Origin of the sequence: Caenimonas sedimenti (assembly GCF_007833165.1) — a bacterium.
In the GTDB taxonomy this organism is placed as follows: Bacteria; Pseudomonadota; Gammaproteobacteria; order Burkholderiales; family Burkholderiaceae_C; genus Ramlibacter; species Ramlibacter sedimenti.
This window is the reverse complement of record NZ_VOBQ01000005.1, coordinates 181682-201157: the sequence shown is the minus strand read 5'-3', so window position 1 is coordinate 201157 and position 19476 is coordinate 181682. Positions and strand designations below refer to the sequence as shown.

The window sequence follows — 19476 nt, the reverse complement described above, 5'->3', positions numbered from 1 at the left end:
ATGGAGCACACATGAAGCGCTTTCACATCCACACCCACGTCGAAGACCTCGCGGCGAGCATCGCCTTCTACAGCAAGCTGTTCGGGGCGACTCCCGCGCGGGCCGAGTCCGATTACGCCAAGTGGATGCTGGAGGATCCTCGCATCAACTTCGCGATCTCGACGCGTGGCGGCAAGCCGGGCATTGACCACCTCGGTTTCCAGACCGACTCGCCGGAGGAGCTCGCCGAGCTCAAGGCTCGCGCCGAGGCGGCGGAGCTCGGACTGCGCGACGATGGCGCCACGTCCTGCTGCTACGCCCGGAGCGACAAGCACTGGATCACCGATCCGCAGGGCATCGCATGGGAACACTTCCATACGCTGGCGGACATTCCGCTGTTCAGCGAGCCGGTGACGGTGACGGTGGCGCAGGAGCCGGCGGGCGCTTGTTGTGCTCCGCGGGGCAGGGCGGTCGCCATTCCGGTCAAGCCGGCATCGTCGTGCTGCTGACGGGGAACCGGCGGGCATGATGACCAACGTCCTGATCCTCTGCACGCACAACTCGGCCCGCAGCGTGCTCGCCGAGAGCATGCTCAATCACTGGGCCGGCCGGCTGGACCAGCCGGTGCGCGCCTTCAGCGCGGGCAGCGCACCGAGCGGCCGCATTAACCCAATGGCCCTCGAGGCCCTGCAAGGCGCCGGCATCTCCACCGAAGGAACGCGCAGCAAGAGCTGGGACGAGTTCGTGGGCGCGGGCGCGCCACGGATGCGGATCGTCATCACCGTGTGCGACAGCGCCGCGGCGGAACAGTGCCCATATTGGCCGGGCAGCCCGGTGAAGGTGCATTGGGGGTACGCCGATCCATCGAACGCGGCCGGCGGCGAGGAGGGGAAGCGCCTGGCTTTCGAGCTGACCCGGCAGGCCATCGGCTACCGCATGCTCCAGCTGCTCCAGCTTCCGCTGGCCACCATGACCGACGGCGACCTGCAGCAGGCGCTGGCTGCCATTTCGGCGGGCTGAGGATGGACGACCTTCCACGAAGACTTGGCGCCGAAGCGCTGGGAACGGCGCTCCTGCTGGCGGTGGTGATCGGCTCCGGCATCATGGCGCAGCGCCTGTCCGCCGGCAACGACGCGGTTGCACTGCTGGCCAATGCGTTGGCGACCGTGGGGGGCTTGTACATCCTGATCGAGGTGTTCGGCCCCATCAGCGGCGCCCATTTCAATCCCGCGGTGAGTGCCGTGATGGTGGTCCGGGGCAAACTGCCTTCGGCCTCCCTGATGCCCTATGTCGCGGCCCAATTGCTGGGCGCCGTGCTCGGCGCCTGGCTGGCCCATGCGATGTTCGACCTGCCCATCCTCCAGTGGTCGGCCAAGGTGCGCAGCGGCAGCGGGCAATGGATCGCGGAAGCGGTGGCCACGGCCGGCTTGCTGCTGGTGATCCTGCGCGCACCGGCGGGGCGCGTGGCTGCCATGGTGGCCAGCTACATCGGCGCGGCGTACTGGTTCACCGCGTCGACGTCTTTCGCGAATCCGGCGGCGGCCTTTGGCAGGATGTTCAGCGACAGCTTCGCCGGCATCGCGCCGGCCAGCGTGCCCGGGTTCGTGCTGGCGCAGCTGGCCGGTGCGGGCGTGGGCCTAGGGCTGCACCTGGCATTCGGACTGCGGGCGCAGCCAACGGCGACCGGTGCCGTGCGGGAGCCAGAATAGACTTGCCGGCATGCGCATCGAGCTTGACGACCTGACGCGCCCGGCGGTGCTGGACCTGCTGCGGGAGCATCTGGCGAACATGTACGAGCTTTCGCCCCCCGAGAGCGTGCATGCCCTGGACGTGGCCAAACTGCGCGGGCCCGACATCACGTTCTGGACGGTCTGGGATGGCGATCTGCTGCTGGCCTGCGGTGCGCTGAAGGAACTCTCCGCCAGCCACGGAGAGGTGAAGTCGATGCGGACGCCCCAGGCGGCACGTGGCCGCGGTGCTGCGCGTGCGGTGCTGGCGCACATCCTCCGGGTGGCCCGGGAGCGCGGCTACGCCGAGGTGAGCCTGGAGACGGGGACGCATCCCGCCTTCCTGCCGGCGCAGAAGCTCTATGAAAGTTTCGGGTTCCGCCAGTGCGGGCCATTTGGCGCCTATCCCGAGGATCCGCATAGCCTCTTCATGACGCTGGCGCTGGCACCCGCCAACGACTGAGCGGCGAATCCTGACGCGCGTCATGCGCGCGTCGCAATGGCGCGTGACAGTCGCCGGATGGCCCTGTCCACCCTCCGTGCCGCTCTCGGCGCCTGCGCCGTCGCGGCGCTCGCCAATCCTGCCCACGGCTGCGCAACCAGCATCGCGCAGCTGCGTGCCCTGCTGGGCGATGCCGGCTTCGCGCTGCATTGGCGCGAAGTGTCGATGCGCGATGGCATGCCGCTCGTGGTCCGCGTCAGCGAGGAGGAGGGCCGGCTGGTCCTGCGCTTCGTCAAGACGGCTGCCGGCCTCTGGGCCGAGGGCCCGGCGGAGTTCTGCCTGGCCGGTGAGCACCTGGAAGCGCGGATCGCGCGGGAGCGGATTCGCGTCGGGCCAGCGGCGCCGTGGCTGCTGCGGCAGTCTCTGGGAGGCGGTGCGCGGTTCGTCCTGGCGCGGCTGCCGCAGGGGCAGCTGCGGATCGGCGCGACCGGCTGGAGCGGCGTGTTCGAGGCAGGCGAATGACTCGCGCGGCGCCTTGGCGGACTGTCACCCGCAGCTGTCATGATCCCGCCATGAACTCACGCGAACTCGATGCGGCCCAGGCGGAGGCCAATCCCCAGAAGCTGCGCACCGGCCTCAGCCGGATCTGGCATGCCGCAGGCTACTCGCTGGCCGGCCTGCGCGCCGGCTGGGGCGAGCCGGCGTTCCGCCAGGAGGCGCTGGCCTCCGTCGTGCTGCTGCCGCTTGCCTTCTGGGTCGGGCGCAGCTGGGTCGAAGTCGCGCTCCTTGCGGGCTCGGTGCTGCTGGTGATGATCGTGGAGCTGCTGAACACCGGCATCGAGACGGCCATCGACCGCATCGGGCCCGAGTGGAACCAGCTCTCCAAGCGCGCCAAGGACATGGGGAGCGCGGCGGTGCTCCTGAGCCTGCTGCTGTGCGCCGGCATCTGGGCCGGCGCCATCGCGGCGCGCCTGTAGCCGGCGGTCAGTCCGCCTTCGCGGGCCGCCCGGTTTTCACGGCCGGAACCGCGCGCAATGCCGCGCCGAAGGCCTCGTCGGCCATCGCGGCGAGCGCCTTGACGCCGGCGCGCAGCACTTCGCTCTTCTTGGCCGGCTGGCCCAGCTTCGCCGCCCGCTGCTTGAGCTCTTCGAGGACGACGTACTCCGCCTTCGGGATGGTGAAGCTGTCACGCACCAGCTTCGGCTTCTTGGGCTTATCGGCCTTGGGCACGGCGGCGGTCTTGACCACGGGTGCAGGCTTGGCCGGCGCCTTGGCCGGGACCTTGTCCGTGGCGGCCTTGCCGCGTACCGGAGTCTTGGTGGCCGCGGGCTTCGTGGCCGGCTTCCTCGTGGTGTTCTTCTTGGCCGGGGCCCGGGGCGCGGGCTTCTTCGCTGTTGCCATGTTCAGGAGTCCTCTCGTGCGATAAAACGGTATATACAGTATATGCCGTTGTCCAGCGCGCTTCTATGACAGCGCGAGTCCCCAGGGCGTTTTCTGCCAGGCCACCACTTCCTCCCGCAGCAGGTGGGCGGACTGCGGGTAGGCCTCGCCCCATTCCGGTTTCAGCGAGAGCTGCAACTGGTGGTCGGCGCCGCGCAGCTGCAGGCCCTGGATGCGCGGGTCCCGGCGGGCGTGGCACAGGATGACGGCCAGCCGCAGGCAGAGGAGCTGGTGCACGAACAGCGTGTCCTCGAAGTCGGCCTCCAACTTGCGCAGCTTGCCGCGGTGACCCAGCACCAGCAGGCTCAGGCGGTGCAATTCGGGCTGCGAGAAGCCGGCGGCGTCCGCGTTGTCGAGCATGTAGGCGCCGTGCTTGTGGTAGTCGCTGTGCGAAATCAGGCTGCCGATCTCGTGCAACCGCGCCGCCCAGCCCAGCTTGCGTTCGTTGCGCTGCAGGTCCGCCGGCGCGTCCTGCGTACGCAGCTGGCGCAGCAGCTGGCAGGCCACCCGGCCGACGCGCTCGGCTTGCGTGCTGTCCACTCCAAATTTCACGGCGAGCCGCTGCACCGTCATGTCGCGCACATCGGAGTTGGCGTTCTGGCGGTCCAGCAGGTCGTACAGCACGCCGTGCCGGAGCGCGCCTTGCGCCGGTTGCATGCGCTCGATGCCCAGGAGACCGAAGACGGCGCGCAGCACGCTCAGGCCGCCGCCGATGACGGGCCGCCGGTCCTCCTTCAGGCCATCGAGCTTGACGCGATCCGCGGTGCGTGCGGCGAGCAACTGCGCATGCAGCCAGTCGAGTCCCTCGCGCGTGACCCACCCCGGGTCGTGACCGGCGGCCGCCAGCACATCGCCCACGGCGCCGATCGTGCCGGACGAGCCATAGGCGACGTCCCACGAGCCCGGCGCATAGGCGCCGAGCGCCTCGTCCAGAACCGCTTGCGCCGCGATCTCGGCGCGTTCGAAGGCGGCGGCCGTGAAGTTGCCGTCGGGGAAGTACTTCATCGACCAGGCGACGCTGCCCACCCGGTAGCTTTCCATGACCTTGGCGTCGAACTGCTGGCCGAGGATCAGCTCGGTCGAGCGGCCTCCAATGTCGACGACCAGCCGCTTCTCGTCCGATTGCGGCAGCAGGTGAGCCACGCCCTGGTAAATGAGGCGGGCTTCCTCGCGGCCGGAGATCACGTCGATCGGGAAGCCCAGGATCTCGTGCGCGCGGGCGAGGAAGACGTCGCGGTTGCGCGCCTCGCGCAGCGTCTGCGTGGCGACGGCCCGGACTTGCCGGGGCTTGAAGCCCGCCAGGCGTTCGGCGAAGCGGCCGAGGCAGTTCCAGCCGCGGTCCAGCGCTTCGGCCGTGAGGTTGCGCGCCTCGTCCAGGCCATTGCCCTGGCGCACCGTTTCCTTCAGGTATTCGACCCGCTGAATCTGGCCGTGGTCGAGGCGGCCGATTTCCAGGCGGAAGCTGTTGGAGCCGAGATCGACGGCGGCGAGGAGGGTTCCGTTTTGCATGCGGGCGCGGGCGTTGCGGCCAGCATAGCATCGCCACTACCCAACGACGCGCCCATCCGCTGTCAGCATGCTCTGCGTGACGAAGGTTGCGCTGCGCCGTTGAGCGTTGAAGCTGACGCGGTAGCCGCCGACATCCACGTCCGAGCGGCGCTGGAAGGCGGCGAGCGCCGACGCACGGGTGATCGGGCCGTCGATGCCGGCCAGCACCTCGTACGTGTAGCGCGCGGCGATGAAGCCGGCCAGGCTCAACGCCACCGGCGGTTCGTCGAACAGCCGCGCCATGACCTCGCGGTACCTGCGTACCACCGGCAGCGAGGCGGTGACCATCGGGACGGCCTGCGTCGCGATGATGGGCGTCGACTTGCCGCCGCCCATCTGCTGAACCGTCTGCAGGTTGACGTCCGCCAGGGCGATCACGTAGCGCTGGCGCGCCTGCTTCTCCAACCCCTGCGTGAACTGCACCAGCTCGGGCGTGCCGCCCACGAACAGCAGCAGCGCGGGCGAGGCCGGCCCGAGGCGCTGACCCAGGGCCGTCAGGTCGCCGCTGCCGCGGAAGGTGGCCAGCTTCAGCTTCAACCCGGCCGCTGTCCGCGCAACGTCCTCCCGGTACAAGTCGTGTTCGCGCGCCGACGCGAAGATCGCGCCGACCTCGTTCACGCCCATGACGGTGAGCGATTTGAGCGCGTGGCCGATCTGCTCCTGGCGCGCCGCGAAGATGGGAAAGGCACGGTCGTCGACCTCGGCGCTGGAGTTCTGGAGCCAGGGCGCCACGTGGGCCAGGCCCTGGCCGTCGGCCCGCATCAAGGCGTTCAGCTGGCTGGCCAGCGGATCGCTCACCGTACCTGAAAGCGCCACGCACGCGGGATGGTCGCGCAGGGCGAGCCAGGCCTGCCGCACCGCATCAGGCGACGAGCCATCGACCTCGATGGTCACATGCTGCACGGGCCGGCCGCGCAGGCCGCCCTGGCTGCCGATGTCCTGCCAGGCGGCGCGCGAGCCGATCACGAAGTCCTTGGCGACGTCCTGTTCATGCTGCGACGTGTCGAACAGCTGGGCCACCATGGGAATGCGGGCGTTGCCTCGCCCCTGGCCCAGGGACACGGCCGGGGCGAATGCAGCGGCCGCGGCCGCGGCCAACAGGCCGCGCCGCTGGAAGGTCGGTGGCGCGGTCACCGGCGGGGCGGCATCAGGACGCGGTCGACCTTGTGCACCACGCCGTTCGTCGCGGCGATGTCGGCCTTCTCGACCATGGCTTCCTCGACCGTCACGAATTCGCCGGCGCGGGCCAGGGCGACGTTGGCGCCCTCGGCCGTCTTGGCGTTGCCGGGCTTCACCTCGGCGGCCATCACCTTCATCGGCAGGACGTGATAGCTCAGCACGGCCTTCAGGCGGGCCGGGTCCTTGCCCAGGTCTTCCAGCGTCTTGGCCGGCACGGCGCTGAACGCGGCATTGGTGGGGGCGAAGACGGTGTAGGGACCGGCGGCCTTCAGGGTGTCGGTGAGGCCCGCCTTGACGACCAGGCTGTTCAGGGTGCTCAGTTGCGGGTCGTGGGCGATGGTGTCGGCGACGGAAACCGGCGTGGCGGCCGGCTGGGTGGCACAGGCCGCGAGCAGGGCGGCTACGGGAACGAGCAGGAGCAAGCGGTGTTGCATGTTGGTACCTCCGTGTTGGTTGCAACGGGAGGTTAGGGGGGGTGCGTGACAGAACAGTGACGGTTTCGTGTCGGCTGGGGGCGTCACGGAGCTGTCACATAACCGTCTTAGAGTCCGCTCAACTCGTTGACCAACCTCCAAAGGTGACCCGCATGATTCGAAAGTTTTCCCTGACCGCCGGCATCGTTGCCCTCTCGTTCACCGGCTTCGCCCTGGCCCAGGACGTGACCGGCGCCGGCGCCAGTTTCCCGGCCCCCCTGTACTCCAAGTGGGCTGCCGACTACAACAAGGCCACCGGCGCCAAGATCAACTACCAATCGGTCGGCTCGGGCGCCGGGCTCCGCCAGATCGAGGCCAAGACCGTCGACTTCGGCGCTTCCGACGCGCCCCTGAAAGACGATGAACTGGCCAAGAAGGGCCTGGTGCAGTTCCCCACGGTCATCGGCGGCGTGATTCCCGTGGTCAACATCCAGGGCGTGGCCCCGGGCCAGCTGCGCCTGAACGGCCAGGTGCTGGGCGACATCTACCTGGGCAAGATCACCAAGTGGAACGACGCCGCCGTCAAGGCGCTGAACCCCAGCCTCAACCTCCCGGATGCCGCCATCGCCCCGGTGCGCCGTGCTGATGGCTCGGGCACCAGTTTCCTGTTCACGAACTACCTGTCGAAGGTGAATGCCGAATGGAAGGCGAAGGTCGGCGAAGGCACCGCCGTCAACTGGCCCACCGGCGCCGGCGGCAAGGGCAATGAAGGCGTCGCCGCTTTTGTCGGCCGCCTGCCCAATTCGATCGGCTACGTCGAGTACGCGTACGTCAAGCAGAACAAGATGAACTACGCCCTGATGCAGAACGCCGCCGGCCAGTTCGTGGCCCCCGACGACAACGCGTTCAAGGCAGCGGCCGCGGGCGCCGAATGGTCCAAGACCTTCTACCAGGTGCTGACCAACCAGCCCGGCGCCCAGTCCTGGCCGATCACCGGCGCCACCTTCATCCTGATGCAGAAGCAGCAGGACAAGCCGGCCCAGGCCGCGGCCGCGCTGAAGTTCTTCAACTGGGCCTACAAGAACGGCGACAAGACCGCCGACGACCTGGACTACGTGCCGATGCCCGCGGCCGTGAAGACCCAGATCGAGAAGCTGTGGGCAGCCGAGATCAAGGACGCTTCCGGCAAGAACCTGGCTTTCTGAACTTCCAACTTCGGGGCGGCCTCACGTGTCCTCTACACTTCCGGCCCATGAGGCCTCCCTCGAAATTTCGGCGCTCTCCCAGGCGCGCCGCGGCGAGATGAACTCCCCGCCGCCGGCGGGCCGGGCCCGCACCGGCGCGGTGATCGACCGGCTGTTCGGCTGGACGGCCCGCATCGCGGCGCTGATCACGCTCAGCCTGCTGATCGGCATCCTGGTTTCGCTCACCATCGGTGCCTGGCCCGCCATCGAGAAGTACGGCCTCGGCTTCCTCACCAACAGCACCTGGGATCCGGTCAAGAACGAGTACGGCGGCCTGGTGATGATCTACGGCACGGTGGCGACGTCCATCATTGCCCTCGTGATCGCCGTCCCGGTGAGCTTCGGCATCGCGCTCTTCCTGACCGAGCTTTCGCCGGCCTGGCTCAAGCGCCCGCTCGGCACCGCGATCGAACTGCTCGCCGCCGTGCCCTCCATCGTCTACGGCATGTGGGGCCTGCTGGTGTTCGGTCCCATCCTCGCCACGTTCGTGCAGCAGCCGTTGCAGGCCGTGTTCGGCGGCGTGCCCTTCCTGGGCGCCCTGTTTTCGGGCCCGCCGGTGGGCATCGGCATCCTGGCGGCCGGCATCATCCTGGCCATCATGATCATTCCCTTCATCGCATCGGTGATGCGTGACGTGTTCGACGTCACGCCGCCCATGCTGAAGGAATCGGCGTACGCGCTCGGTTCCACCACCTGGGAAGTCGTCTACAAGGTCGTGCTGCCCTATACCAAGGGCGGCGTCATCGGCGGCATCATGCTCGGGCTCGGCCGTGCCCTCGGCGAGACCATGGCCGTCACCTTCGTCATCGGCAACTTCAACCAGCTCGATTCGCTCTCGCTGTTCCAGGCGGCCAACAGCATCACCTCGGCGCTCGCGAACGAGTTCGCGGAAGCCGGTGACGGCCTGCACCAGGCGGCACTGATTTACCTGGGACTGGTGCTGTTCTTCATCACGTTCGTGGTGCTCTCGCTGTCCAAGATCCTGCTGGCGCAGCTGCGCAAGAACGAGGGAACACGCGCATGACCACGGGCGAGCAACTCATCCAGGCGTCGGAAGCGCAGGCGGGGCGGGAGCGCAAGTTCATGGCGCGCAAGCGCGTCAACAAGGTGGCGCTGGCCCTGTCCCTGGCGGCCATGGTGTTCGGCGTCTTCTGGCTGGTCTGGATCCTGTGGGAGACGGTTCGACTGGGTGTCGGCGGGCTCGCATGGGCCACGTTCAGCCAGATGACGCCACCCCCCAACGAGGTCGGCGGCCTCGCCAATGCGTTGTGGGGTTCGTTCCTCATGGTCATGCTCGCCACGTTCATCGGCACCCCCATCGGCATCATGGCCGGCATCTACCTGGCGGAATACGACGTGAAGGGCTGGCTCGGCACGGTCACGCGCTTCGTCAACGACATCCTGCTGTCCGCGCCTTCGATCGTGATCGGCCTGTTCGTCTACGCCGTCATCGTCGCGCGCTACAAGCACTTCTCCGGCTGGGCCGGCGTGATCGCGCTGGCGCTCATCGTCATCCCCGTGGTGATCCGCACCACCGAAAACATGCTGCTGCTGGTGCCCCCCGCGCTGCGCGAGGCCGCCTATGCGCTCGGCGCGCCCAAGTGGAAAGTCATCATGAGCATCACCTTGCGCGCCGCCCGCGCCGGCGTGGTCACCGGCATCCTGCTGGCCGTCGCGCGCATCTCCGGCGAGACGGCGCCGCTGCTCTTCACCGCGCTCAACAACCAGTTCTTCACGACGAACCTCAACGAGCCGATGGCCAGCCTGCCGGTGACGATCTTCAAGTTCGCCATGAGCCCCTACGAGAACTGGCAGCAGCTCGCCTGGGCCGGCGTCTTCCTCATCACCTTGGCTGTGCTGGGCCTGAACATCCTGGCCCGTGTGCTCACACGCAGCAAGATATGACCCACCCCCGAAGCGCCTTCGGCGCCTCCCCCTCAAGGGGGCGCCACCAGCGGCCCGGCAAAGCCGGTTCCGCGGTGGCCCTCGAATGGACATCCAAATGAACACCCCGACGACTGCATCGGCGAAACTGGCCGTGCGCGACCTGAACTTCTACTACGGCAAGTTCCACGCGCTGAAGGGCATCAACCTCGACATCCCCGAGAAGAAGGTCACCGCCTTCATCGGCCCGTCGGGCTGCGGCAAGTCCACCCTGCTGCGCACCTTCAACCGCATGTACGAGCTGTACCCCGAGCAACGCGCCGAAGGCCAGATCGTGCTGGATGGCGGCGAGAACCTGCTGACTTCGAAGAAGGACGTCGCCCTGATCCGCGCCAAGGTGGGCATGGTGTTCCAGAAGCCGACGCCGTTCCCCATGTCGATCTACGACAACATCGCCTTCGGCGTGCGCCTGTTCGAATCGCTGGGCGACGCGGACATGGACGACCGGGTCGAATGGGCGCTGCGCAAGGCCGCGCTGTGGGACGAGGTCAAGGACAAGCTGCAGCAAAGCGGCTCCGGCCTCTCGGGCGGCCAGCAGCAGCGGCTGTGCATCGCGCGCGGCATCGCCATCAAGCCCGAGGTGCTGCTGCTCGACGAGCCGTGCTCCGCCCTGGACCCGATCTCCACCGGCAAGATCGAGGAACTGATCGCCGAGCTGAAGAATGACTACACCGTGGTGATCGTCACCCACAACATGCAGCAGGCCGCGCGTGTCTCCGACTACACGGCCTACATGTACCTCGGTGACCTGATCGAGGTCGGCGAGACCGAACAGATCTTCTTCAAGCCCAAAAGGCAAGAGACGGAAGACTACATCACCGGCCGGTTCGGCTGAACGGAGTCCCCATGCCTGAGAAGCACCTTTCCACGCAGTTCGACAGCGAACTCGGTTCCCTGTCCTCGCGCGTGATGGAACTCGGCGGGCTCGTCGAGTCGCAGATCCGCCAGGCCGTCTATGCGCTGTCGCAATTCAACGGCGACGCGGCGCAGCAGGTCCTGGAGAACGAGGTCCGCGTCAACAACATGGAAGTCGAGATCGACCGCGAGCTGTCGTCCGTGATCGCGCGGCGTCAGCCGACCGCGCGCGACCTGCGCCTGCTGATGGCGATCTCCAAGACCACGGCCAACCTCGAGCGCGTGGGCGATGAAGCAGAGAAGATCGCCCGCATGGTGAAGTCCATCATCGGCAAGAGCGGGGCGATGCGGTCGCTGCCCGCCACCGAGCTGCGCGTGGCCGCCGACCTCGCGTCCGGCCAGCTGCGCAAGGCGCTGGACGCGTTCGCCCGGCTCGACACGGCGGCCGCGGTCGCGATCCTGAAGGAAGACGACGCGCTGGACAAGGAGTTCGACGGCTTCGTGCGCAAGCTCATCACCTACATGATGGAAGACCCGCGCACCATCTCCAGCAGCCTCGACCTGCTGTTCATCGCCAAGGCGATCGAACGCATCGGCGACCACGCGAAGAACATCGCCGAGTTCATCATCTATGTGGTGAAGGGCGCCGACGTGCGCCATGCCCCCATGGAAACCATCGAATCCGCCGTCAAGTGAAGCACCAGCCCCGCATCCTGATCGTCGAGGACGAGCCGGCCATCGCCGAGCTGATCGCCGTCAACCTGCGCCACAACGGCCTGGCTCCCGTATGGGCCGAAGATGGCGATGCGGCGCAACGCGAGATCGACGCCGTGCTGCCGGACGCCATCCTGCTCGACTGGATGCTGCCGGGGCAGAGTGGTCTGGCGCTGGCGCGCCGCTGGCGCGCCGACGCGCGGACCAAGCCCGTCCCCATCCTGATGCTGACCGCCCGTGGCGATGAACCCGACAAGGTGGCCGGCCTCGACGCGGGCGCCGACGACTACATCACCAAGCCGTTCTCCACGCAGGAACTGCTGGCGCGCATCCGCGCGGTGCTGCGCCGCCGTGCGCCGGAGCAGGTGGAGGACACCGTGACGATCGGCGCGCTCGCACTGGATGCCGCCGCGCACCGTGTCAGCTGGAACAACCGTCCGGTCAAGCTCGGGCCAACCGAATTCAAGCTGCTGCACTACCTGATGAAGCACCCCGAGCGCGTGCACAGCCGGCAGCAGTTGCTGGACAAGGTGTGGGGCGACCACGTCTTCATCGAAGAGCGCACGGTGGACGTCCACGTGAAGCGGCTGCGTGAAGCCCTCGGCCCAGCCGGCGCGCTGGTTGAAACCGTGCGCGGCGCCGGCTACCGCATCACCGCGCAGCCGGTGGGCGCTTCGCGCGCCGCCGCCTGATCACTCCGGCGCCGCGCGCCCAGCAACCATGCTCGCCCGGCTCGCCACCTTCCTCATCTGCCTCGTGGCCGGTGGCGGGACCGGATGGTGGCTGGGGGGTGACCGCGGCGCCGAGCTCGGCCTGGTGGCCGGTGCGGTCGGCTGGTTCACGCTGGAGACATTGCGTGCGATGCGGGTGCTGCGCTGGTTGCGGGCCGGGCAGTTCCAGTCGGCGCCGCGCGTCGGCGGGTTGTGGGGTGATGCCGCGGACCGCGTGCGGCGCGCGGTGACGCTGCGCGAGCGCGACGTCACCGAGGCGCGCGATCGGCTGGAAGAGTTCCTGGGCGCCATCCGGGGGTCGCCCAATGGCGTCGTGCTGCTGGACGCGCGTGGCCGCATCGAGTGGTGCAACGAGACGGCGGCAGAGCAGTTCGGCCTGGACCCCGAGCGTGACTTGCAGCAGAACATCATCAACCTGGTGCGCGACCCCGACTTCAGCGCCTACCACCAGGGCCGCGACTTCAGCAGCGACCTGATCGTTGCCGCGCCCGGGAGCACACCGGCGCGACCCGTCAAGCTGTCGCTGCGCCTGCATCCCTACGGCGAAGGCCGTCTCCTGCTGCTGTCGCGCGACGTCACGGCGATGGAGCAGGCGGAGATCATGCGGCGCGATTTCGTGGCCAACGTGTCGCACGAGATCCGCACGCCGCTCACCGTGCTGGCGGGGTTCGTCGAGACGCTGCAGACCCTCGACCTGCCCGGCGACGAACGCAGCCGCTACCTGCGGCTGATGGCGCAGCAGGCCCAGCGCATGCAGACGCTGGTGAGCGACCTGCTGACGCTCTCGCGGCTGGAAGGCAGCCCGCTGCCGGGCGGCGGCGAATGGACGCACGCCACGGTGCTGAGCGCCCAGTGCGAGGAAGAGGCGCGCGCCCTCCTGGCGACGCTGGGCAAGTCGCTCACGCTGCGCTTCGAGGCCGACCGCACGCTGGAGATCGCCGGCGTGCCCAGCGAATGGCAGAGCGCCATGTCGAACCTGGTCACCAATGCCGTGCGCTACACACCCGATGGTGGCAGCGTGGCGGTTCGGTGCGGCCTCGTTGCCGATGGACGTGCCGAATTCTCTGTGCGAGACACCGGGCCGGGCATCGCGCCCGAACACGTGCCGCGCCTGACCGAACGCTTCTACCGCATCGACCGCAGCCGCTCGCGCGAAACCGGCGGCACGGGCCTCGGGTTGGCCATCGTCAAGCATGTGGTGCAGCGCCATGGCGCGGAGCTCCGCATCGACAGCCGGGTCGGCACCGGCTCCACGTTCAGCATCCTCTACCCGCCGGCGCGCGTGCGTGGCGGCGCGCCGTTCAGGCCGGCCGATACGCCCGCACGGCCCGCCACAGAATCAACGGCAGGATGATAGCCAGCAGGCCGAGCGCGAAGGCCGCGGCAATCCAGAACGCGGCCGGCGATTGCTGCGCGGGCCAGGGTCCGAGGCCCTGGTAGGCCAGGACGAAGCCCCCCGCCAGTCCCACGCCCCACAGCAGCACGCAGTACGCGACCAGCGGCGCGACGGCAACGCGGTAGCAGCGCAGCACGAAGACGCAAAGCGCCTGGATGGCATCGCCGACATGGTAGACGGCCAGCCACGCCAGCAGCCCCGCCGCCAGTGCCGCCACTTGGGCGTCGCTGCTGTAGATGCGTGCGATCAGGTCGTTCGCCAGCCACACGACAAGGCCGGCGCCCAGCGCCAGCGACAGGCCCAGCTTGAAGCCCGTGCGGATGCAGGCGCGCGCCCGCTTGGGATCGCCCGCGCCCAGCCAGTAGCTCACGCGCGAACTGGTCGAGATGGCGGTCGACAGCGGCATCATGTACAGCACCGCCGCGAGGTTGGACGCGATCTGGTGGGCGGCGGCGGCCAACGTGCCCTGACGGGCGATGAACAGCGCCATCAGCGTGAACGAGGTCACCTCCACCATGATCGCGAGCCCGGCCGGGATGCCCATGCGCGCGAAGTGCGCGATCGCGGGCCAGTCCGGCGGCTCCATGCGACGCCAGATCGCGTAGGGCGCGTACATCGCATCGGTGCGCAGCAGCCAGATCGCCAGCCCGAGGAACACATAGTTGACGACCACGCTGGCCCAGGCGCAGCCGACCACCCCCATCGCCGGCAGGCCGGCGCCGCCGAACGCGAACCAGATCGTTAGCGGGATTTTGGCCGTGAGCGACGCCGTCTGCAGCCAGGTCACCAGTTGCGGCTTGCCCAGGCTCTGGTTCAGCGTGCCGTACATGCGGAACAGCAGGGCCGGCGGCAGCGCGAGCGCGAGCACGGCCAGGTAGCGCCGCACCTCGCCTTGCAATTCCTCGGGCACGCCGGTGGCGTCCAGCAGGAAGCCGGGGAACAGCAGGCCAGCGATGCCGACGATGGTCGCCAGGGCGGCCAGGTAGAGCGCCTGGCGCACGGAGCGGCCCAGCTCGTGGCGCCGGCCGGCGCCATGCAGCTCCGCCCAGACCGGCAGCAGGACCTGCAACACGCCCATGGTGGCGACGAAGATGCTGATGAAGACCGCGGATCCCACGGACAGCGCGGCCAGCGCCTCCTGGGAATAGCGGCCCGCGACGATGGTGTCGGTGATCCCGAAGGCCATCACCGCGATCTGCCCGATCCAGATCGTGCCCGCGTGCCGGGCGATCGTTCGCAGCTCGCTGGCCATCAGCCCCCGCTCTTGCGGAAAAGGAGCAGGTTGTCGCGCGCATCCGTCGGCCGGCGCACGGTCGCGACCAGCTGCCACTGGCGCGCGTCCAGCACCATGGGCAGCGCCACCTGCACGTCCGGCGCCGCCACCAGCCAGGGGCAGGCGCTGGGAATGCTGGCGGCGCGCAAGTCGAGCCTGGCGTGATAACGCAGCGCGGCGATCTGCGCGCGCGTGAGGCCAAAGACCTCGACGCAGCTGGGCCGGTCCATGTGGCGCACGATGCCGTTGACCACGGGCACATAGCTGCGCCCGTAATCGAGCACCGGCAGCCACAAGGTCATCACCAGCAGCCAGCCCAACGCGGCGCCACCGGCGGGCAGGACGAGGCTCTTCCAGATCGCTTGCCGGCTGCGGCTGGTCCGCCAGTGGACGAGCCAGAACCAGGCCAGCGTCGCAGCCAGCGCCAGCAGGAAGGGCAGCAGGGCGAACTGCGGCACGAAGCCGGGTGCGAGTTTGGCGACGTTGGCGGCGGGCTTGGCGGGCACGCCCGTCATCATCGCCACCCAGATCACCCAGATGACGATGGTGCAGAGGCTGAAAAAGAGGAGCGTGAACCAGTCGATCAGTGCCGAAACGCTGCGGCGGAAGGTAGGCAGGGCGAAGGCCGCCAATGTGGCCAGCGCGGGAAGCGCCAGCAGCAAGGCGCGGTCGGAGGGCGAGGAAAGCAGGGCGGTGATCACCGACACGGCCGCGAACCAGGCCGGCAACGCCACGTGCCGGCTGGCGAGCTGGCGGCGCCACTGCCAGAGCGTCCAGAGGGCGAGCGGCCAGGCGGGCCAAGTGAACCAGAGCAGCAGGCGTCCGACCGACTTCCAGTCGCGGTCCACACCGGGTGCCGAACCCAGGCGCCAGTGCCAGGTATCGAAGGCCGCAGCAACTGCCGCTGCCGCCACAGCCAGGCCGATCGCCACCAAGGCCGCGCGTTGCCGGGCCGGTGCATCCGCGGTTTCGCGATCCATCACCGTCACCAGTGCCCCGCCCAGCGCGAACAGCACGGCCATGGCCGGCGCGCCGCTCAGGGCCAGCCCCAGCAGGCCCACGGCGAGGCTCAGCGCTGGCAGGGCCAGCCGGTAGGGCAGTGCGGCCAGCCCGTAGAAGGTGAGGGAGGCAAAGCCCAGTTGGGCCAGCGACGGCGTGGTTTCGTGCGACAGCTGGGCCAGCCCGAAGCAGGCGATCAGCGCCAGCAGGCCGCCATCGGCCACCGCCCGGGCGTAGTCCTGCGGCTGCGCCTCGCCCCCGAACGCAAACGCCACCGGCTGCGCGCGCGGGCTGCGGGCCAGCGAAAAAACGCCGTACCAGGTGGCGAACAGCGTCAGCACGAGCAGGGCAACGAACGGCAGGCGCGCAGCGAAATCGGGGGAGACCCAGCCGGGCGCCAGCTGCATCGCCCAGGCGCCCAGCCAGTAGGGCAGCAGGGCATCGAACTCCGGCGGCTGCCCCAGCAGCGTGGGGCTGAGCCAGCTCGCGCGGCCCTCGGCGAGTTCCACCATGTAGCCCAGCGCCATGATGTCCGCGTTCTTCCAGGGCTCGCGGCCCACGAACCCGGGGATCACGTAGGCGGCGCAGAACAGCAGCAGGGCCAGCCGCGGCAGCCGGCGCACGGCGCTCTGGGTGACGATGGCGGGGGTGGGCTGGTTCAAGCGCGCGAGTTTGTCATACGCGCCGCCAACAAAAAAGGCAGCCGGGGAGGGCTGCCTTCGCTGGTGACCGGCGCGCGATTCTTTACTTGGCGGGGGTCTTGCCGAACTTCTTGAAGAACTTGTCGACGCGGCCGCCCATGTCGTTGACCGACTTCTGGGTGCCCGTGTAGAAGGGATGCGACTCGCTGGAGGTGTCCAGCTTGAACAGCGGCAGCTCGCGGCCGTCGTCCGTCTTGCCCATTTCCTTGGTGTTCACGCAGGAACGCGTGACGAACTTGAAACCGTTGGACAGGTCCACGAAGAGCACTTCGCGGTAGTTGGGGTGAATGCCTTCTCTCATGGGATCCTCGTCAGTGGCGGCAGCCGCACCGGGCCGGCGCAACCCTTGCGCCTCAGAATTCCCGGCGTACTTTCCGCGAAAAGCCTTGGATTATAACCCGGCTGGCAAGCTGGGGTTCGGCTGCGCGCTCACCTCCAGCCTACGCCCCGCCGCGGCGGACCGCGAGGCCCGTGGCGGCGCTGCGCAGGGCCTCCACCAGCAGAGGCGCCCGGATGGGCTTGCTGAGGTAGTCGTCCATGCCGGCGGCCAGGCAGGTTTCGCGGTCGCCCTCCATGGCATTGGCGGTCATGGCGACGATCCAGGGCCGGTCGCCCGTGCCGAAACGCTCGCACAGGGCGCGGGTGGCCTGCAGCCCATCCATCTCGGGCATCTGCACGTCCATCAGCACCACGTCGAAGCCCTGGCCCGCGGCGGCGGCGCTCGCGACCGCTTCCAGCACCGCCAGGCCGTTGCCGGCCAGCTCGCGCTGGTAGCCCAGCCCGGTGAGCATCAGCGTCGCCACGCGCTGGTTGACCTCGTTGTCCTCGGCCAGCAGCACCCTGAGCGGCACGAGTTCGCCGAGCTTGGGCACCTTGGGCTTGTCGCCGCCGGCAGGCGCAGCGGCCGGCGGCGGCAGGCGGTCGAACAGTTCGCAGATGGCGTCGAACAGCACCGTGGCCTTGGTGGGCTTCATCAGCGTCTGGGCGACGTCCAGGCCGGCGAAGCGCTGGCCCGTGTCGCCCAATGACGTCAGCGCCAGCATGGGGAGCTCGCGCGCGTTGCGGCGCTTGCGGACTTCGGCAGCCAGCATGTAGCCGTCCATGAACGGCATCTGCACGTCGATGATGGCCGCGTCGAAGGTCTTGCCGGCGTCGAGCCAGGCCAGCGCTTCGGCGCCCGACGAGGCCGCCTCCGGCAGCATGCCCCAGCGCTGCGTCTGCAGCGTGAGGATGCGCCGGTTGGTGGCGTTGTCGTCCACGATCAGCAGCTTGCGCGCGGCCAGGCCCACGGTCTTGCGGGCCGGCGCGGCGGCATGCGGCGCGGCTTCCAGCGGGATCTCGAACTGGAAGTTGGAGCCCTTGCCGTCTTCCGATTCGACCCAGATCCGGCCACCCATCAGCGTGACGATGCGGCGGCAGATGGCCAGCCCCAGTCCGGTTCCGCCATATTGGCGGGTGGTGGACGCGTCGACCTGGCTGAACACCTGGAACAGGCGGTCCATGGCTTCCCGCGGGATGCCGATGCCGCTGTCGCGCACGCTGGCGTGCAGCAGCACCTTGCCGTCATCGGCGAGGCGCCGTGAGATGCGCACGAAAACCTCGCCCTCCGGCGTGAACTTGACGGCGTTGTTGACCAGGTTGATGAACACCTGGCGCAGCCGCGTCACGTCCGAGAAGATCGTGCGGGGCACCTCGTCCTCGATCCAGTACAGCAGGTCGAGTCCCTTGGCCGTGGCGGCCCGGCCGGTGAGGTCGAAGGCACCCTCGATGCAGTCGGAGAGGTTGACCGGGACGCGTTCCAGCTGCATGAAGCCGGACTCGATCTTGGAGAAGTCCAGGATGTCGTTGATCAGCGCGAGCAGCTGGTCGCCGCTGGTGCGGATGGTGTCCGCGAATTCCTTCTGCGTGTCGTCCAGCCGGGTGTCCAGCAGCAGGTCGCTCATGCCGATCACCGCGTTCATGGGCGTGCGGATCTCATGGCTCATGTTGGCCAGGAACTCCGCCTTGGCCCGCCCGCCGGCCTCGGCGGCGTCCCGCGCCGCGATCAGGTCCGCCTCGGCGCGCTTGCGTGCCGTGATGTCACGGGCGATGCCGACCAGCCCCACGCTGCGGCCCTCCGTGTCGCGCACCGCGGCCTTGACGATCTCGAACAGGCGGGTTTCGCCTTCGGCCGCGGACACCAACTCGTTCTCGTACACGAGCGGGACCGGCGAAGCCATGGCTTTCAGGTCGGAGGCGCGCACGCGCTCGGCCGTCGCGGCATCGAACAGGTCCTTGGCGGTCCGGCCGAGAATCCGGTCCGCTGCCAGCCCATGGTGGCGCTGGTGCGCTGGGTTGGACAGGACATAGACGCCTTCGGCATCCTGCAGCCAGACGCGGTCGGGGATGGTGTCGATGAGCGCGGCGAACTGGGCCTGCCGGCTCGCGAGTGTCAAGTCGGTCCGGCGCTGCTCGGTGATGTCCTCGACCGTGCCTTCGTAGTAAAGGGTCCGGCCTTCGGCGTCACGCACCACGTGCGCGTTCTCGGCCACCCAGATCCGCTCGCCCGAACCGTGACGGAACACCTCCGAGACGAAATGGCGGACCACGCCTTCCTTTTCGAGCAATGCGCGAAACGCTTCGCGACGGCCGGGTTCCACATACCAGCGGGTGGCGGGGTCGTTGAACGCCGCGAGCGCTTCGGCTTCACCCGCGAAGCCGTAGATGCGCGCCAGCGCCGCATTCACGCGCCACTGCCGGCCTTCGGCCCCGGCGCGGTAGGCGCCGATGGGCAGAAGGTCGAAAAGCGTGGAGAAGTCTTGGGTGCTGCTGGACATCGCGGAAAACCTGAGTTGTAACCATGAGTATCGCGCCCATCCAGCGCGTCCGCAATGAAAAAAGCCCGGGCGGCC

The 19476-nt window shown here is 68.7% G+C and carries 21 protein-coding genes; 13 read left to right on the top strand and 8 right to left on the bottom strand.

What is annotated here, in order from left to right; genetic code table 11:
* The first annotated feature begins 11 nt into the window (after positions 1–11).
* Genes FN976_RS08355 through FN976_RS08330 form a run of 6 tightly spaced genes read left to right on the top strand, consistent with a single transcriptional unit; the run spans position 12 to position 3125 of the window.
* On the top strand, positions 12–488 hold the full coding sequence (locus FN976_RS08355; RefSeq protein ID WP_145892546.1) for an ArsI/CadI family heavy metal resistance metalloenzyme: 477 nt from the start codon (positions 12–14) through the stop codon (positions 486–488).
* Positions 489–504: 16 nt separating this feature from the next.
* A complete protein-coding gene (locus FN976_RS08350; protein WP_145892545.1) occupies positions 505–999 on the top strand; it encodes an arsenate reductase ArsC in 495 nt (164 codons plus the stop codon).
* Between the two features lie 2 nt (positions 1000–1001).
* Positions 1002–1688, top strand: coding sequence for an aquaporin (locus FN976_RS08345; protein ID WP_145892544.1), 687 nt, complete (start codon positions 1002–1004; stop codon positions 1686–1688).
* A 10-nt stretch (positions 1689–1698) separates the two neighbouring features.
* The gene (locus FN976_RS08340) at positions 1699–2169 is read left to right on the top strand and encodes a GNAT family N-acetyltransferase (protein ID WP_145892543.1); all 471 of its coding nucleotides are present in this window, start codon (positions 1699–1701) and stop codon (positions 2167–2169) included.
* Between the two features lie 57 nt (positions 2170–2226).
* The gene (locus FN976_RS08335; protein WP_145892542.1) at positions 2227–2670 is read left to right on the top strand and encodes a hypothetical protein; all 444 of its coding nucleotides are present in this window, start codon (positions 2227–2229) and stop codon (positions 2668–2670) included.
* Between the two features lie 50 nt (positions 2671–2720).
* A complete protein-coding gene (locus FN976_RS08330; RefSeq protein WP_145892541.1) occupies positions 2721–3125 on the top strand; it encodes a diacylglycerol kinase in 405 nt (134 codons plus the stop codon).
* A gap of 7 nt (positions 3126–3132) precedes the next feature.
* On the opposite strand, the gene FN976_RS08325 is transcribed toward FN976_RS08330, so the two are convergent.
* From FN976_RS08325 to FN976_RS08310, 4 genes are all read right to left on the bottom strand, one after another.
* A complete protein-coding gene (locus tag FN976_RS08325; RefSeq protein ID WP_145892540.1) occupies positions 3133–3549 on the bottom strand; it encodes a hypothetical protein in 417 nt (138 codons plus the stop codon).
* A gap of 63 nt (positions 3550–3612) precedes the next feature.
* A complete protein-coding gene (gene ppx / locus FN976_RS08320) occupies positions 3613–5097 on the bottom strand; it encodes an exopolyphosphatase (protein ID WP_145892539.1) in 1485 nt (494 codons plus the stop codon).
* A 36-nt stretch (positions 5098–5133) separates the two neighbouring features.
* Complete coding sequence (locus FN976_RS08315) at positions 5134–6270, bottom strand: ABC transporter substrate-binding protein (protein ID WP_145892538.1); 1137 nt, start codon at positions 6268–6270, stop codon at positions 5134–5136.
* Positions 6267–6749 carry a fasciclin domain-containing protein gene (locus FN976_RS08310; protein WP_145892537.1) on the bottom strand — a complete coding sequence of 161 codons (483 nt, stop codon included), beginning with the start codon at positions 6747–6749 and terminating at the stop codon, positions 6267–6269. The genes FN976_RS08315 and FN976_RS08310 overlap by 4 nt, the downstream gene beginning before the upstream one ends.
* Positions 6750–6901: 152 nt before the next feature.
* Between FN976_RS08310 and pstS the strand changes: the two genes are divergently transcribed.
* From pstS to phoR, 7 genes are all read left to right on the top strand, one after another.
* The gene (pstS, locus tag FN976_RS08305) at positions 6902–7933 is read left to right on the top strand and encodes a phosphate ABC transporter substrate-binding protein PstS (protein ID WP_145892536.1); all 1032 of its coding nucleotides are present in this window, start codon (positions 6902–6904) and stop codon (positions 7931–7933) included.
* Positions 7934–7958: 25 nt separating this feature from the next.
* Positions 7959–8996, top strand: coding sequence for a phosphate ABC transporter permease PstC (gene pstC / locus FN976_RS08300; protein ID WP_432417856.1), 1038 nt, complete (start codon positions 7959–7961; stop codon positions 8994–8996).
* A complete protein-coding gene (gene pstA, locus FN976_RS08295; protein ID WP_145892534.1) occupies positions 8993–9877 on the top strand; it encodes a phosphate ABC transporter permease PstA in 885 nt (294 codons plus the stop codon). The genes pstC and pstA overlap by 4 nt, the downstream gene beginning before the upstream one ends.
* A 97-nt stretch (positions 9878–9974) precedes the next feature.
* Positions 9975–10751 carry a phosphate ABC transporter ATP-binding protein PstB gene (gene pstB / locus FN976_RS08290; protein WP_145892533.1) on the top strand — a complete coding sequence of 259 codons (777 nt, stop codon included), beginning with the start codon at positions 9975–9977 and terminating at the stop codon, positions 10749–10751.
* A gap of 11 nt (positions 10752–10762) precedes the next feature.
* The gene (gene phoU, locus FN976_RS08285; RefSeq protein ID WP_145892532.1) at positions 10763–11467 is read left to right on the top strand and encodes a phosphate signaling complex protein PhoU; all 705 of its coding nucleotides are present in this window, start codon (positions 10763–10765) and stop codon (positions 11465–11467) included.
* Positions 11464–12177, top strand: coding sequence for a phosphate regulon transcriptional regulator PhoB (phoB, locus tag FN976_RS08280; RefSeq protein WP_145892531.1), 714 nt, complete (start codon positions 11464–11466; stop codon positions 12175–12177). The genes phoU and phoB overlap by 4 nt, the downstream gene beginning before the upstream one ends.
* Positions 12178–12205: 28 nt before the next feature.
* Entirely contained in the window at positions 12206–13570 is a 1365-nt protein-coding gene (gene phoR / locus FN976_RS08275) for a phosphate regulon sensor histidine kinase PhoR (RefSeq protein ID WP_145892530.1), read from the top strand.
* Here the strand turns inward: phoR and FN976_RS08270 are convergent.
* The 4 genes from FN976_RS08270 to FN976_RS08255 all read right to left on the bottom strand — a co-directional run bounded on the left by FN976_RS08270 (position 13518) and on the right by FN976_RS08255 (position 19401).
* Positions 13518–14864 carry an MATE family efflux transporter gene (locus FN976_RS08270; RefSeq protein WP_145892529.1) on the bottom strand — a complete coding sequence of 449 codons (1347 nt, stop codon included), beginning with the start codon at positions 14862–14864 and terminating at the stop codon, positions 13518–13520. The genes phoR and FN976_RS08270 overlap by 53 nt on opposite strands.
* The gene (locus FN976_RS08265; RefSeq protein WP_145892528.1) at positions 14864–16546 is read right to left on the bottom strand and encodes a hypothetical protein; all 1683 of its coding nucleotides are present in this window, start codon (positions 16544–16546) and stop codon (positions 14864–14866) included. The genes FN976_RS08270 and FN976_RS08265 overlap by 1 nt, the downstream gene beginning before the upstream one ends.
* 82 nt (positions 16547–16628) lie before the next feature.
* Positions 16629–16886: a type B 50S ribosomal protein L31 gene (locus FN976_RS08260; RefSeq protein ID WP_145892527.1), complete on the bottom strand. Its 258-nt coding sequence runs from the start codon at positions 16884–16886 to the stop codon at positions 16629–16631.
* 139 nt (positions 16887–17025) lie between these two features.
* Positions 17026–19401, bottom strand: a complete 2376-nt coding sequence (locus tag FN976_RS08255; RefSeq protein WP_145892526.1) for a PAS domain-containing hybrid sensor histidine kinase/response regulator — start codon at positions 19399–19401, stop codon at positions 17026–17028.
* Positions 19402–19476 lie beyond the last annotated feature (75 nt).